The organism is Paracoccus onubensis (genome assembly GCF_003591515.1).
GTDB lineage: Bacteria > Pseudomonadota > Alphaproteobacteria > Rhodobacterales > Rhodobacteraceae > Paracoccus > Paracoccus onubensis.
Map to the genome: position 1 here is coordinate 326,389 of NZ_QZCG01000001.1, position 14,096 is coordinate 340,484.

Consider the following 14,096-nt stretch of genomic DNA (forward strand, 5'->3'; position numbering starts at 1 on the left):
CATGAAAGTCACCAAGATGCTCTTCAGAACCGACCCGGACTGGTCCGGACGCTGTGAACCCATCGCGATGGAACTGGTCGACCGCTTTTCCGAAAAGGGGTTGCGTCCCGACAATTTCGGCTTCGTGGCGCTGCGCGAGAATGGCGCGGGCCAGATGCCTGACGGTTTCGCCTATCGCGGAGACTGGCGCTGCTATCCGTGCAGTCTGGTGAAGGTTTTCCATCTGATTCACGTCCTGCACGCGATCGATACGGGCCGGGTCGAAGATCATCACGAGTTGTCCCGCGCCATGCGTGACATGATCCTGTGGTCGTCGAATACCGGCACCAATTACGTGATCGACATGCTGACCGGAACGACCGGCGATACGATGCTGTCCGGCGCGGATTTCGATGACTGGCGCAACCGGCGCGACGGGCTGAACCGCTTTTTCACAACCGCCGGCTGGCCGGAATTCGCGCCCGATTTCGTGCAATGCAATATCACTCAGAAGCTGATGGACGACATCCGCTATGGGCGCGAGGCGCAATATGCAGGCCCGTCAGGCCAGAACCTGAACGCCCTGACCCCGATTGCCGCCGCGCGCATCTTTTTTGAAATCTTCGCCGGAGACCTGCCCTTGTCCGCGGCCGCTCGCAGGCGGGCACAGAATATCCTGCTGCGCGATCGCAGCAGTGCCGAGGCGGAACTTCCCCATTTTCAGGTCGAGACCTATCTTGGCGGCGGCCTCCCCGCCGGGGCCACCCTGTGGAGCAAGGCAGGAAAGAACAGCTGGACCGGCGACGATATGGCCTCTTATTACAAGCATGATCTGATCCGTATCGCGCTGCCGGGCCATGCGCCGGTCATTCTGTGCCTGATGACCCGGGGCAAGGGTATTTGTGAAGACCATCCAACGGTTTTCCCCGAGATCGGAAAACTCTTTTGCGACAGGCTTTTGGGGTAGAGCGGATTACCCCTGCGAAGGCCGGGGGCGCTGCCCGTCGCCGGCTGGTCTCTCGAGCCAGTGGCGCGACCTGACGGCGACCCTCGAAGAGGTATTTGGACAAAGAAGAAGGGGCGGGTGCGGGTTTGATGAAGGGCAAAATGCTCTCAAACCAGAACTGGTCACAGGGATCGGGTGTGATGGAATACAGGGCATGTCGGCATCTGCTATAAGGAATGGCCTTGCCTTTGGTAGCGCGAATGCCGCGTCATCATGCCGGTGATCTGTAAGAGGCAGTGAAAAGGCATTGATCGTCAGGCCGATATGGGTTGTCATCAAGGCAGTGATACGCTTGGCAAGGACCGCGCCCCATGTCTGCATTTCCCGATTTTGCCGCAATCGAGGCCATGGATGCCACGGATCCGCTGCGCTCCATGCGCGCGCGTTTCGTGCTGCCGCGGGGCGTCATCTATCTTGACGGCAATTCCCTTGGGGCCGCCTCGACCGCTGCTTTCGCCGAATTGCAAAGCGCAGCGACAGAGGAATGGGGGCAGGAGCTTATCCGCAGCTGGAATACCGCGGGCTGGTTCGACATGCCGCTTGACCTTGGGGATCGCGTCGGGCGTCTTATCGGCGCTGCCGCCGGTCAGACAGTTGTCTGCGACACGACCTCGATCAATATCTACAAGTTGCTGCATGCCGCGCTTGCCCTGCGGCCGGATCGGTCGGTGATCGTTTCCGAAGGCGGCAGCTTTCCGACCGATATCTACATGGCCGAGGGCGTGGTTGCGACGCAGGCAGATGCATCGCTGCGCCTTGAAGGCGTGGACGCGCCGGATATCGAAGAACTGATCGATGGCGATGTTGCGGTGGTTCTGGTCAACCATGTCAACTACAAGACCGGTGAGCTGCGCGACATGGCGAAGCTGACGCGGAAGGCCCATGCGAATGGCGCGCTGGTCATCTGGGATCTCTGTCACAGCGCGGGGGCGCTGCCGGTCGGGCTTGACGGCGCGAATGTCGATTTCGCCGTCGGCTGCACCTATAAATATCTGAACGGCGGCCCCGGCGCGCCTGCTTTCATCTATGCCGCTGAACGGCATCACGGCGACATTCGCCAGCCGCTCAGCGGGTGGTGGGGCCATGCCCGGCCCTTCGCTTTCGAACAGCGCTATGCCGCAGGCGAAGGAATCCGGCGCTTCCTGTGCGGGACGCAACCGATCCTTTCGCTTCGCGCGTTGAAAGGCGCGCTGGATATCTGGGACGAGGTCGACATGGCTGCGCTGCGGGAAAAAAGCCTGCGCCTCACCGATCTTTTCATCGCGCTTGTCGAAGGGAAATGCGCGGGTCACGGGCTGAAACTTGAAAGCCCGCGCGACGGAGCGAGACGCGGCAGTCAGGTTTCGTTCAGCCATCCGAATGCCTATGAGATCATGCAGGCACTGATCGCGCGGGGCGTCATCGGCGATTTTCGCGCGCCCTCGACCATGCGCTTCGGCTTCACGCCGCTTTACACCAGCTATGCCGATCTGTGGCATGCGGTCGACATTCTTGAAGATATCCTGCGCCACGATACCTGGCGGGAGGCACATTTCGGTATCCGGGCCGCCGTGACCTGACCGGATCGGCGTGCGATACGGGGATTTGCATGCCACAATGGACTGTTTCGCCGGAGGCGGTTACTTGATCGGTGCCGGTTCCACTCGAAAGGTCGCCATTTCATGCTATCGAATATCGTCGTCGTTCTGCCGATCTTCGCCCTGATCTTCACCGGCTGGATCGCGGCCCGCTGTGATGTGCTTGGCCTCGAGGCGACGCGCGGGATCAACCGCATGGTGATCTATCTCGCCCTGCCGGCGATGCTGTTCGATATCATGGCCAATGCCGATCCGGGCGAGATCTGGCGGCCCGGTTTCATCTCGGCCTTCCTGATCGGTTGCGGAGCCGTCTTTGCCGCGACCCTGGCCCTGAGGCTGAGGCAGGGAAGCCATCTGGCGGATGCCGCGATCGACGGGTTGAATGCCGGTTACGCCAATGTGGGTTTCATGGGCTTTCCGCTGGTTGCGGAAATTATCGGTCCCGAGGGGCTGGCGGCGACGCTGATCGCGACCATCATCACCGCCTGCATCCTTTTCGCCGCCGCGATCATCCTGATCGAAATCGCCCTGAAAAGCGAGGCGCGAAGGCGGGACATCGCCCGCAAGACGGCCCTGTCGCTGGTCAGGAACCCGTTGCTGATCGCGCCCCTGCTGGGTGCGGGTTTCATGATCGGCGGATTTACCATGCCGCATGCGCTGGATGTCTATCTTACATTGCTTGGAGGGGCGGCGGCTCCCTGCGCGCTTGTGGTGCTGGGCCTGTTTCTGGCCCAGAATTCAGGCCGTCGCCCGCGTGCGGGCGGCGGGGTGCAGGCCGCGTTGATCGGATTGAAGCTGATCGGTCAGCCGCTGGTCACTTGGATCGTGGCGGTGCCGGTGCTGGGCCTGCCGCCGCTGATGGCGCAGACCGCCGTCCTGCTTGCGGCGCTGCCGACCGGCACGGGGCCGTTCATGCTGGCAGAGTTTCATGAACGGGAAGCGCTGCTTACCGGGCGGGTGATCCTGATCTCGACCGTGCTGTCGCTGATAAGCCTGCCGCTGCTCATGGCAGCCTGGCATTGAAGCTTGCGATGCGCCGTGCATGCGATGCCATGAAAACGACCAAAGACCGATAAATCCTGCAGAGCCCGGACATGTGGCAGGCGGGCGGCAGGTCAGGCAAGCGTCCCGATAAAGAAGCCGATTGCCGCGAATATCAGTCCGAACAGGATTGCGTTCTGCGTGAATGACTTATGCGGACCGAAAGGCGCGGTGTCGGGATTACGGCCCTTGCCGGCCAGAAAATCCTCTTTCCGCTTTTGATGGGCTGCCTGCAGGTGCTGCATGCGGAATACCAATGCGATGACTGGCCCGCCCAGAAGACCCATGATGAGGGCCATGATGATGGATTGCAATTGATCACTCCTTTTTGCCGTCAGTCATATCCAGACCACGGATGGCCGGGATACGTTCCCTCCTGATTATTTATGAAGTCTTCCGTTCGAAATTCACAGGTTTTTCATGCCGAGCGCCGCAAGACGCCGCGAAGCTCGTGCCGTCGGTTCCTGAATGGCCGCAATATCGGGCAGTCTGCCGGAACAGGGGGTGCCGGGACAGGCGAACGGTCTATTGGCCCTTACCTACGCGACCTTATTCGCGTCCTGTCCGGCAAGAGATTTCAGGATCAGATCAAGAATTTCCCGCGAACGCACCAGATCGGAAAGCGGATAGCGATCCAGCGTCTGCATGAAAGCCTCGGCTGCCTCTGCCAGGATTCGTGGCAGGGTGCAGGCCGGCGCGATCACGCAGCCGGCGCATTCGACAAGCGCAGCATGCCCTTCGGTATGCCGGACGATCTCGCCTATGGTGACTTCCCCGGCAGGTCTGCCCAGCCTGACGCCGCCATGTCTTCCGCGAACGGTTTCGATAAAGCCCGCGCGGGCAAGATCGTTGACGACTTTCATCAGATGATTCTGCGAAATGGCATGAGCATCCGCGATCTCCCGGATCGAGGAAAGTTCGTCCGGGCGGGCCGCAAGATGCGTCATCAGGCGCAATGCGTAATCGGTATAGCGGGTCAGCTTCATTTTGTCACATTACATGCATCTTATTCGCATGTATATGATCGCATATAAGATGTAAAAAATATGCATGTATAAGGATGCCCTCCATGTCGAACCATCTTTCCGCTGAAACCATTGCCGTCGTGAAGGCCACCGTGCCCGCCATTGCCGAGCATGGCGCGACGATCACCGAGGTCATGTATCGGCGCCTGTTCGAGGACGAGCATATCGCGCGTCTTTTCAACCAGGCGAACCAGAAAAGCGGCACGCAGCGTTTCGCGCTGGCGAATGCCGTTCTGGCTTATGCGCAGAATATCGACAATCCGGGGGCGCTTGCATCGGCGGTCGAACGGATCGCGCAGAAGCATGTCGGTTATGCGATCCTGCCCGAGCATTATCCCTATGTCGCGACTGCGCTGCTTGGCGCCATCGAGGAGGTGCTTGGCGAAGCCGCGACGCCGGAAATTCTTGCTGCCTGGGGTGAGGCCTATTGGTTCCTTGCGGATATCCTGAAGGGACGCGAGGCCGGCATTCGCAAGGAAATCGACGCGCAGACCGGGGGGTGGATCGGATGGCGCCATTTTGCCATCACGGAAAGGCGGGCTGAAAGCGACCAGATCATGTCCTTCACGCTGCGACCTGAAGATGGCGCGCCGGTCATCCGGCACAGGCCGGGACAATATCTGACCCTTCGTTTCGACATGGCGGGGCTGAAAGGCGTGATCAGGAATTATTCGATTTCCTGCGGGCCGAACAACGATCACTACCGGATCACCGTCAAGCGCGAGCCGGAAGGGGAAGCGTCGGGATTCCTGCATGACCGGGCCGAAATCGGCAGCATTTTCGAGTTGACCGCACCGGCGGGCGATTTCTACCTTCGCGAGGTTCCCGATCGGCCGGTTGTGCTGCTTTCGGGCGGTGTCGGGCTTACGCCGATGGTCAGCATGCTCGAGGAAATCGCAGATAAGCATAAAGCGCTGCCTGCCTATTTCATTCACGGCACGACAGATCGCCATAGCCACGCCCTTGCCGCCCATATCCGCCAACTTGCGCGGCGGCACGGCAATACAGAGATCGCGACCTTCTACGAACGGATGGAGCCGGCCGATGCCGCATATGAGGGATATATCTCTGTGGACTGGCTCAAATCCGAACTGCCGCTGAATGAGGCGGATATTTTCCTCTGCGGTCCCAGACCGTTCCTCCGGCATTACGTTTCCAGCCTGATCGGCGCGAATGTGTCGCCGGATCGCATTCATTATGAATTCTTCGGGCCTACGGACGAAATACTTGCCGCCTGACTTTTCAGTCTCGGGTGGGGCGTTGTTGAATCGGAAACGCCGGTCACTTGCGTCCCGCGATGGCCGGGGGCCAGCCCCCGGACCCCCGAGGTATTTGGACAAAGAAGAAGGGAGGGAGAGATACCGGGCAGGCGCGATATGCTTTGATGGGGGGCCGGGTTTTGCCCTTGCGGAAACTCACGCCGCCTGCTCTGGCGGTTCCGCCTTATCCCGGCCGGGATGAAACTGGCTCAGAATGCGGCGGGGCTATTCATCCAAACGACCTGCCAACATCCTGCAAGGCGCAGAATGCGTCATAGCGCCTTTGATGAAGCGCCCCGGTTTCGGCAGAAGGCATATATTCGGATGATCTTGCCGACATGCTTTTCATTGCTTCTGGCATTGTGGCGTAAACTCCGGCCGCGACGGCGCCAAGGATGGCGGAACCGGCCAGCACCGGCTCTTCCGCCTGTACCGAGACCAGCGGCTTGCCCGCCGCATCCGCAATAAGCTGACGCACCAGCGGCGACTGCCCCGCTCCGCCCGAGATGACGATCCGCTCGACCGAGGCTCCGGCGCGGTCCTGGGCTTCGATGATCTGGCGCAGGCCATAGCCGATGCCGGAAAGCCCGGCGATATAAAGCGCCACGAGATTGTCGATGTCGCGCTCCATTCCAAGCCCGGCGATGATCGCGCGGGCATGGGGATCGCCGAAAGGGGCGCGGTTGCCCAGAAATTCCGGAACGACATGCAGCCCGCCGGCCAGATGGATGGCGTCCGAGCTTGTGGCGACCGCCGCCTCTGCGCACTCGGCCAGCCAGACCGGCAATGCCCGATCCGCGTCCTGCGCCGCCTTGTTCGCCTCGGCGGCGGCGGGGTGGAATGACAGAAGATGATCCATCGCCGCACCGGCTGCGGATTGCCCGCCTTCGTTCAGCCACATGCCCGGCACCATCGCCTGATAATAGGGACCCCAGACACCCGGTACGAAGACCGGTTCATCCGTCGATGTCATGGTGCAGGACGACGTGCCAAAGACATAGGCGAGATTCGATTGCGGCGTTCCCTGAACACCCACGGTACCGATCCCTCCGGCATGGGCGTCGATCAGCCCGGCGGCGACCGCTGTGCCGGGTCGTAGCCCGAGATCACCTGCCGCCTGTTCCGACAGACCCTGACCCAATGCGGTGCCGGGCGCGACGACATTCTGGCCGATCCGGGTGAAATCCTCATCCGCCAGTTCGTTCAGGCCGATCCGGTGAAAGTAATCGGGATCCCAGCGGTTCTCATGCGCCAGATAGGTCCATTTGCAGGTGACCGTGCAGGCCGAACGGGAAAGATCGCCGGTTGCCCGCCAGCTCAGGAAATCGGCGAGATCCAGGAATTGCCATGCATTGGCATAGGTATCCGGAAGGTTCTCCTTCAGCCATAACAGCTTGGGCGTCTCCATCTCGGGCGAGATCACGCCGCCGACATAGCGCAGGACCGGATGGCCGGTGGCGTTGATCCGTTCCGCCTGTTGAATGGCGCGGTGGTCCATCCAGACGATGATATTCCGCTGCGGATCGCCCGACGGGCTGACGGTCAAAGCCTTGCCGTCTTCGCCCAGCACGACCAGCGAACAGGTCGCGTCGAAGCCGATCCCCCTGACATCGGCCGGATCGATTCCGGCCTTGCCAAGCGCCTCGCGGGTCGAGGCGCAGACGGCGGACCAGATATCCTCGCTGGATTGCTCGACGATATCCGCGCCCTCGCGCCAGATCGTGATATCCCGCTTGGCCACGGCCAGCATGTGCCCGGCGGCATCGAAAATCCCGGCCCGCGCGCTGCCCGATCCGACATCCACGCCCAGGAAAAACCCTTGCTTCGTCATGGTTTCCTCCGGTTGCACCTACAGATCGACGCTGTTGGGCAGGATGACGAGATCGCGGATCACCACGCCGCGCGGACGGGTCAGCATGAACAGCACCGCATGCGCGACCTCTTCTGGCTGCATCAGCGAGCCATTGGCCAGCGCCTCTTCCATCTTGGCCTTGGGCCAGTCGTCAAGCAGCGCGGTAACGACCGGGCCGGGAAGCACCGCGCCCATGCGGATGCCGTGCTGCGACACCTGCCGCCGCGTTGCGTGCAGAAATGCCTGCACGGCGAATTTCGAGGCGGTATAGACCGGCTCCCACACCACGGGGATGACGCCCGCCACCGACGAGGTGAAGATCACATCGCCGGTCTTGCGCTCGATCATGCCGGGCAGCACCGCCCGCACACAGCGAAAGGCCGCATTGATATTCAGATGCAGCATGCGGTCCCACTGATCGGGATCGCCCTCGGAGGCTGCTCCGCCGACATAGGCCCCGGCATTTGCGTGCAGGATGTCCAGCGGTCCGGCGATCCTGCCGATCTCATCCGCCATGCCGTCGACCTGCGCGCCATCCATCAGGTCAAGGACCAAGGGCTTCGCATTCGGTCCCAGTTCCTCGCATAGCGCGGTCAGCCTGTCTTCGGCCCGGTCGATCAGGACGACGGTTGCGCCCTCGGACAGCATGGCTTTCGCGCAGGCAAGCCCGATCCCCGAGGCGGCGCCCGTGACCGCAGCCACCTTGCCTTGCAATTCTTCGCTCATGGTTGTTTCTCCTTATGCGCGGCCATGGCTGGCGCGGGATTGACGGGCCAGCGAGTCGACGACAACGGCGATGGCAAGGACCGCGCCGGTAATCATGTAGCGCAGGGACGAGCTGAGATTCAGCAGTGTCAGCCCGTTTGAAATCGCCTGAATCACCAGAATGCCGAGCAATGCCGACCATGCCGATCCCCGCCCTCCGAAAAGCGAGGTGCCGCCGATTACAGCCGCCGCGATGGCGTTCAGGTTCACGTCGCCCGTCCCCGCCTGCTGGCTGGACGAGGCCAGCCGCGCCGCCGACAGCACACCGCCCAACGCGGCCAGTGTCGAGCACAGCATGAAGGCCGACAGCCGGATCCGGTTCACATTGATCCCCGAACGCCGCGCCGCTTCGGTGTTTCCGCCGACCGCGAACATCGAGCGGCCCCATTTGGTGCGGGTAAGCGCATAGTTCATGATGACGACCAGCAGGACGAACAGCCCGAACATATAGGGCACGCCGCGTCCCTGATTCAGATAGATGACCGCAATCAGCAGCGCTGCCGTCAGCATTGCGGTCTTGGCGATCAGCACGCTGATCCCGGCATTCGACAGATTCGCCGCTGCCCGCAACCGCATGGTGCGCAATCCCTGCGCCAGCATGACAATCCCCGGCACTACTGCCAGAGCATAACTGAGCCATGCGGGCATGATCAGGATCTGACCGAACCGGACCAGCGGCGAGCTGTAGCTAAGGTTGATCGAGCCGGTCGGCCCAAGGATGTAAAGCTGCATCCCCAGCATCGCCAGCAAACCGGCCAGCGTCGAGACGAAGCTGGGCATGCCGAAGCGGTTCAGCAACATCCCGTAGATCAGCCCCATCACCGCGCCCGCAGATAATGCGGCAAGAATGGCCACCACGACCGGCAGGCCCATATTGATCCACAGCACGCCGACCATCGCCGAGGCGAGGCCGCTCATCGAGCCAACCGACAGATCGATCTGGCCAAGCATCAGCACGCAGACGATGCCCAGCGAGATGCAGCCGATGGCGGCGGCGTCGAATAGCAGGTTCACCAGATTGTTCGGAGCCAGAAAGACCGGGTTCAGCGAGGTGAAGACCACCGCGATCAGCACCAGTCCCACGGCCACCGGCAGCATTCCCAGATCGCCGGAACGGACGCGGTCGACAAAGGCGCGGACCGCGCCCGAGATGCCCTCGTCATGGCGCACGCGGCTGTCCGAGCGGTCAAGGGCGGGTGAGGTCTTGGGATCGGGCATGGTCATTGCTCCATCTCTTCCAGCTTGCGCGCGCGGCGGCGCGATACGGAATTTTCGGACGCGCCGGTAATCGCGGCGACCAGTTCTTCGTGGCTGGTTTCCTGCGTGAATACGCCATTGTTGCGGCCAAGGCGCAGCACCACGATGCGGTCGGCAACGGCGCGCACGTCTTCCATGTTATGCGAGATCAGCACAACGCCATGTCCGCGGTCCCGCACCCGTTCGATCAGGTTCAGCACCTCGGCGGTCTGCGCCACGCCAAGCGCGGCGGTGGGTTCGTCCAGCATGATGATCTTCGGGTTCAGCAGCAGCGACCGGGCAATCGCGACGGTCTGGCGCTGCCCGCCCGACAGCGAGGCGATCGGCTCGCGGACCGAGGGGATACGGGCGGCAAGTTCCTGCAGCAATGTCCAGGCGCGGACCTCCATCTGCACCTCGTCCAGTGCCCATGGGCCGATTTCATGGCCCAGAAACAGATTGGCGACGACATCGAGGTTTTCGCAAAGCGCCAGATCCTGAAAGACCGTGGCGATTCCCATTTCCAGCGCGGTGCCGGGACTGTCCAGCGTTACCGGCTTGCCCATGAATTCGATGCTGCCGGCTGTGGGCTGATGGACACCGGCCAGAACCTTGACCAGTGTCGATTTGCCGGCGCCGTTATCGCCGACAAGCGCGACGACCTCGCCTGCATGGATGTCCAGTTCGATATCGCTAAGCGCCGAGACTGCGCCGAACTGCTTGGACACGCCGCGCAATCTCAGGATCGGCTCTTGCGCCGTTGTCTGACTGGTCATTCGATTTCCTCCCGGAATGCGGGTGCGCGCGGGACGAGCGCGCACCGTGTTCTTGGGGTTCCGTTTCTCAGGATGCCGGATTGCCGGATCTATTCCAGAATACCCAGTTCCTTGCAGGCATCGGCATATTCCGCCGTGCAGACTTCCTCGGGCGTCTGGATGCCTTTGTCGAAGATCTCGGCCTTGATGTTTTCACGCGTGACCACGGCAGGCACGAACAGTTCGGAAGGCGTGTCGTACAGCGTCGTCTTGGCCTCGGGCGTCTCGCCCTTCAGGAAGGTGGCGACGACTTCGGCGGCGGCGCGGGCCACGATCTCGGACGGTTTCGAGATGGTGTTGTACTGATCGCCCGCGATGATCAGTTGCAGCGCCGCGATGGTCGCGTCATTGCCGGTGACCGGCGGCACCGGATCGACCCCGGCGGCCTTCAATGCGGCAATGGCGCCGCCTGCCGTGCCGTCATTGGCGGCGACGATGCCGGTGATCTTGTCACCAAAGCGGGTGATCTGGCCAGCGGCCCATTCCTGCGCCTTGGGCGGTGCCCAGTCGGGCGTGTCATATTCGGCCAGAGTCTCGTATTCCGATCCGTCCAGCGCGGCATCGATTCCGTCGCGGATCAGCCCGGCTGCCGCATCGGTGGGCGAGCCGTTGATTTGCAGGACACCCGCGCCGGCTTCGACGCCTTCGGCCTTCAGGTGATCGACCAGCGACTGGGCGATGGCCTTGCCGATGCCTTCATTGTCGAAGGACACATAATAATCGGCCGGAACATCCGGGATCGGGCGGTCATAGGCGATGATCTTCACGTCCTGGCTTTGGGCGATCTGCACCAGCCCGGCGGCCGCCGAACTGTCGACCGGATCCAGAACCACGATCTTCGCCCCTTGCGCGATGACCGAATTGATCTGCTGCTGCTGCAGCGAGGCATCTGCATTGGCGTTCTGGTAAACCACGGTGCAATCCGGGCACAATTCGTCCATGGCGGCCTTGAAGCCCGGGAAATCATGCTCTTCATATCGCGTCGAGGCCTGATCCGGCATCAGGAATGCGACGGTCGCCGCTTCCTGGGCCAGCGCGGCGGTGCTCAAAAGCCCCGTCACCAGCGCCGAAGCGGCGGCGATCGAATATCGTTTCTTCATCTCGAGTCTCCTCCAATTGTCACATGCCCCAACAGGGGCAGCCCGGCGGAACGGGCATCCCGCAGAAGCGGGATTCACGCCGCTTTCAGCAATTCCCTGGCCAGTTCTTCTAACTAGCACAACCGATAGAGCATGCACGCTCAATCGATTTAGCAACATTGTGCAAATTGCGGTTTGCTGTCAAGATGCAAGTCTTCCGGCCATATCGGCCAGTCTGACGGGGCAGCAATATGGCCGGGAACGGCGGGAATTCATCAAGGCGGCCAACCATCTACGATCTGGCGCAGATCGCGGGCTCCAGCCCCAGCGCCGTGAGCTCGATCCTGAACGGAACGTGGAAGAAGCGCCGAATCAGTTCGCGGACCGCAGAAAAGGTCATGAAGATCGCGGCGGAACAGGGTTATGCAGTCAATCTTCAGGCCAGCATGTTACGGCGCGAGCGGTCGCATATCATCGGCATGATCGTTCCCAAATACGACAACCGTTATTTCGGCGCGATTGCCGAGAAATTCGAGGAAATGGCCCGCGCCCGCGATCTGTTCCCGGTCGTGACCTGCACGCAGCGCGATCCGGAACTGGAATTCGAGGCGGCCCGCGAACTGGTCTCGTATCAGGCCGAGACGCTGGTGGTGACCGGGGCGACCGACCCGGATCGTATCGCCGAATTCTGCGCGGCGGCGGGGGTGCGGACGATCAATCTGGATCTGCCGGGCAGCAAGGCGCCGTCGGTCCTTTCGGATAATTTCGGCGGCGCGCGTGATCTGACACGGTTGATCATAACCCGTACAAAGCAGGATTTCGGCGCCGTGCCGCCGTTATGGTTCATTGGCGGGCGTTCGCATGATCACAATACGATGGAACGGCTGCGTGGTTTCCGCATCGCCCATCAGGAGGCGGGACTGACCCTGTCCGAAGACCGCATTCTGATGCCGGGTTATTCGCCGGACAACGCATTCGCCGCCCTGGAAGGCCGCGAATTCACGCAATCATGCGGCATTTTCGTGAATTCGACGATTTCAATGGAAGGCGTGGTCCGCTGGCTGACTGGCAATGTCGCGATGGACCGTGTCCGGCTGGGCTGTTTCGACTGGGACCCGTTCGCAGCGCTTCTGCCTCAGAATGTCGGCATGGCGGAACAGGACGTGCCGGCGATGCTGGCCCGGTTGTTCCAGATCGTTTCTTCGGCGGAAGGCAATCCATCGGATCGCATCGAATTGCCCTGCATCCTGCGGCCACTTTCGCCGCAGCGCGGTTTCATCTGATCTGCAACGGGCGGAGTTTGCGCCGGATGAATCGCTTGCCGGTTGCAAGCGGCTCGGCAATGCCGACGATTCGGTCAAGTTATCGGATGGCGCTGCCGGGCCGGTATCAAGGGCCGTGATCCGTGCCCGGTACAGCACCGGCGGGCATGGGCAGCTTTCCGGCCCAGACACCCTGTTCAACCATCGCGGCGACCTGTGCCGTGATCGCTTGCCCGGCAAAGCGCGCCAGACGCGGGGCAGGCCGGTCGGTGGGATAGCCGAGAACCAGTTTTCGCTGCGGAACCGGATTGATGAGCGGAGCGGCGCAAAGCAGGCCGTGTTCGAGATCACCGTAAATCGGGGCGGGCGGAAGCACTGTCATCCCATGTCCGCCGCCGACCAGTTGCTTGAGCGCCGCATAGCTGTCTGCCTCGACAGGGACATCAAGAAGAAATCCGCAATCTTCGGCGCAGCGATCAAGAATTGCGCGCAAACTATGGCCGACGCTTGGCAGAAGCAGCCGGGTCGCGCGGAGATCCCTGAAATGCACGGGTTTGTCTTGCGACAGTTCCGCTCCGGGCGGGCCGACCAGAAACAGGACTTCTTCCAGCAGCGGCTGCAAATGCAGGCTGCGCGCCGATTTGGGATCGTAAAGGACCGAGGCGTCGACCTCGCCGCGATGCATCCAGTCCAGCAGATAGCCGGAATAGGCACTGACAATGCGAAGCGTTGCCTCGGGATGCGTTGCCCTGAACGCGGCAACCAGCGGCTCGGCAAGGATATCCGAGACGGTGGGCGGCATGCCGATCGCCACATGGCCACGCAGCGGCGCGTTCTCGTTCCCGACAGAGGCGCGGATCCCTTCGGTTTCGGCCATGACCCGCAATGCGTGGCGCAGCACATCCTGCCCCTGCTCGGTCAGGATCATGCCGCGGCCATGACGATCGAAAAGCCGTGCCCCCAGTTCCTCTTCAAGCAATCTGACCTGACGGCTAAGCGCGGGCTGCGCGATATGCAAACGATCGGCGGCTTTGGACAGGCTGCCCAGTTCGGCTACATGTATCAGCGTGCGAAGTTGGGACAACTCCATAAGAGACCGTCGAGATATACAATAATCGTATAGCTGTTCACAAAAATCACTCGACGTCCAGAAGATTTTGTTAAGGCTATAAGGGGCAGGCAACCCTGACGAGGAGAGAT

Annotated in this window: 13 protein-coding genes; 5 read left to right on the forward strand and 8 right to left on the reverse strand. The window is 61.7% G+C overall.

Annotated features, from left to right (window positions below; all coding sequences use genetic code 11):
• Positions 1–16: 16 nt before the first annotated feature.
• From D3P04_RS01585 to D3P04_RS01595, 3 genes are all read left to right on the forward strand, one after another.
• Positions 17–946, forward strand: coding sequence for a serine hydrolase (locus D3P04_RS01585; protein ID WP_119745630.1), 930 nt, complete (start codon positions 17–19; stop codon positions 944–946).
• A gap of 386 nt (positions 947–1,332) precedes the next feature.
• Entirely contained in the window at positions 1,333–2,544 is a 1,212-nt protein-coding gene (gene kynU / locus D3P04_RS01590) for a kynureninase (RefSeq protein WP_456299482.1), read from the forward strand.
• A gap of 102 nt (positions 2,545–2,646) precedes the next feature.
• Positions 2,647–3,585, forward strand: a complete 939-nt coding sequence (locus tag D3P04_RS01595; protein WP_119745221.1) for an AEC family transporter — start codon at positions 2,647–2,649, stop codon at positions 3,583–3,585.
• Positions 3,586–3,677: 92 nt separating this feature from the next.
• Here the strand turns inward: D3P04_RS01595 and D3P04_RS01600 are convergent, their stop codons facing one another.
• Both D3P04_RS01600 and D3P04_RS01605 read right to left on the reverse strand, forming a co-directional pair.
• Positions 3,678–3,917 (reverse strand): hypothetical protein, encoded by a 240-nt coding sequence (locus D3P04_RS01600; protein ID WP_119745223.1) that lies wholly within the window; start codon positions 3,915–3,917, stop codon positions 3,678–3,680.
• A 225-nt stretch (positions 3,918–4,142) separates the two neighbouring features.
• Positions 4,143–4,589 (reverse strand): Rrf2 family transcriptional regulator, encoded by a 447-nt coding sequence (locus D3P04_RS01605; RefSeq protein ID WP_119745225.1) that lies wholly within the window; start codon positions 4,587–4,589, stop codon positions 4,143–4,145.
• Positions 4,590–4,672: 83 nt separating this feature from the next.
• Here D3P04_RS01605 and hmpA point away from each other — a divergent pair, with 83 nt between their 5' ends.
• Positions 4,673–5,866 carry an NO-inducible flavohemoprotein gene (gene hmpA / locus D3P04_RS01610; RefSeq protein ID WP_119745226.1) on the forward strand — a complete coding sequence of 398 codons (1,194 nt, stop codon included), beginning with the start codon at positions 4,673–4,675 and terminating at the stop codon, positions 5,864–5,866.
• A 250-nt stretch (positions 5,867–6,116) separates the two neighbouring features.
• Here hmpA and D3P04_RS01615 read toward each other — a convergent pair whose 3' ends face one another.
• From D3P04_RS01615 to D3P04_RS01635, 5 genes are all read right to left on the reverse strand, one after another.
• A complete protein-coding gene (locus D3P04_RS01615; protein ID WP_119745228.1) occupies positions 6,117–7,718 on the reverse strand; it encodes an FGGY-family carbohydrate kinase in 1,602 nt (533 codons plus the stop codon).
• An 18-nt stretch (positions 7,719–7,736) separates the two neighbouring features.
• Entirely contained in the window at positions 7,737–8,465 is a 729-nt protein-coding gene (locus tag D3P04_RS01620; RefSeq protein ID WP_119745230.1) for an SDR family oxidoreductase, read from the reverse strand.
• A 12-nt stretch (positions 8,466–8,477) separates the two neighbouring features.
• Positions 8,478–9,728, reverse strand: a complete 1,251-nt coding sequence (locus tag D3P04_RS01625; RefSeq protein ID WP_119745232.1) for a sugar ABC transporter permease — start codon at positions 9,726–9,728, stop codon at positions 8,478–8,480.
• Positions 9,725–10,516, reverse strand: a complete 792-nt coding sequence (locus D3P04_RS01630) for an ATP-binding cassette domain-containing protein (protein WP_119745233.1) — start codon at positions 10,514–10,516, stop codon at positions 9,725–9,727. The genes D3P04_RS01625 and D3P04_RS01630 overlap by 4 nt, the downstream gene beginning before the upstream one ends.
• Before the next feature lie 89 nt (positions 10,517–10,605).
• Positions 10,606–11,655 (reverse strand): ABC transporter substrate-binding protein, encoded by a 1,050-nt coding sequence (locus tag D3P04_RS01635; RefSeq protein ID WP_119745235.1) that lies wholly within the window; start codon positions 11,653–11,655, stop codon positions 10,606–10,608.
• Positions 11,656–11,885: 230 nt separating this feature from the next.
• Between D3P04_RS01635 and D3P04_RS01640 the strand changes: the two genes are divergently transcribed.
• On the forward strand, positions 11,886–12,917 hold the full coding sequence (locus D3P04_RS01640) for a LacI family DNA-binding transcriptional regulator (RefSeq protein ID WP_119745237.1): 1,032 nt from the start codon (positions 11,886–11,888) through the stop codon (positions 12,915–12,917).
• Positions 12,918–13,023: 106 nt separating this feature from the next.
• Here D3P04_RS01640 and D3P04_RS01645 read toward each other — a convergent pair whose 3' ends face one another.
• On the reverse strand, positions 13,024–13,980 hold the full coding sequence (locus D3P04_RS01645) for a LysR family transcriptional regulator (protein ID WP_220475237.1): 957 nt from the start codon (positions 13,978–13,980) through the stop codon (positions 13,024–13,026).
• Positions 13,981–14,096 lie beyond the last annotated feature (116 nt).

Bases quoted from the DNA above. Each gene is read 5' to 3' on its own strand.
- D3P04_RS01585 (WP_119745630.1), top strand. From the start codon at position 17: ATGCTCTTCAGAACCGACCCGGACTGGTCCGGACGCTGTGAACCCATC.
- kynU (WP_456299482.1), top strand. From the start codon at position 1,333: ATGGATGCCACGGATCCGCTGCGCTCCATGCGCGCGCGTTTCGTGCTG.
- D3P04_RS01595 (WP_119745221.1), top strand. From the start codon at position 2,647: ATGCTATCGAATATCGTCGTCGTTCTGCCGATCTTCGCCCTGATCTTC.
- D3P04_RS01605 (WP_119745225.1), bottom strand. From the start codon at position 4,589: ATGAAGCTGACCCGCTATACCGATTACGCATTGCGCCTGATGACGCAT.
- hmpA (WP_119745226.1), top strand. From the start codon at position 4,673: ATGTCGAACCATCTTTCCGCTGAAACCATTGCCGTCGTGAAGGCCACC.
- D3P04_RS01615 (WP_119745228.1), bottom strand. From the start codon at position 7,718: ATGACGAAGCAAGGGTTTTTCCTGGGCGTGGATGTCGGATCGGGCAGC.
- D3P04_RS01620 (WP_119745230.1), bottom strand. From the start codon at position 8,465: ATGAGCGAAGAATTGCAAGGCAAGGTGGCTGCGGTCACGGGCGCCGCC.
- D3P04_RS01625 (WP_119745232.1), bottom strand. From the start codon at position 9,728: ATGACCATGCCCGATCCCAAGACCTCACCCGCCCTTGACCGCTCGGAC.
- D3P04_RS01630 (WP_119745233.1), bottom strand. From the start codon at position 10,516: ATGACCAGTCAGACAACGGCGCAAGAGCCGATCCTGAGATTGCGCGGC.
- D3P04_RS01635 (WP_119745235.1), bottom strand. From the start codon at position 11,655: ATGAAGAAACGATATTCGATCGCCGCCGCTTCGGCGCTGGTGACGGGG.
- D3P04_RS01640 (WP_119745237.1), top strand. From the start codon at position 11,886: ATGGCCGGGAACGGCGGGAATTCATCAAGGCGGCCAACCATCTACGAT.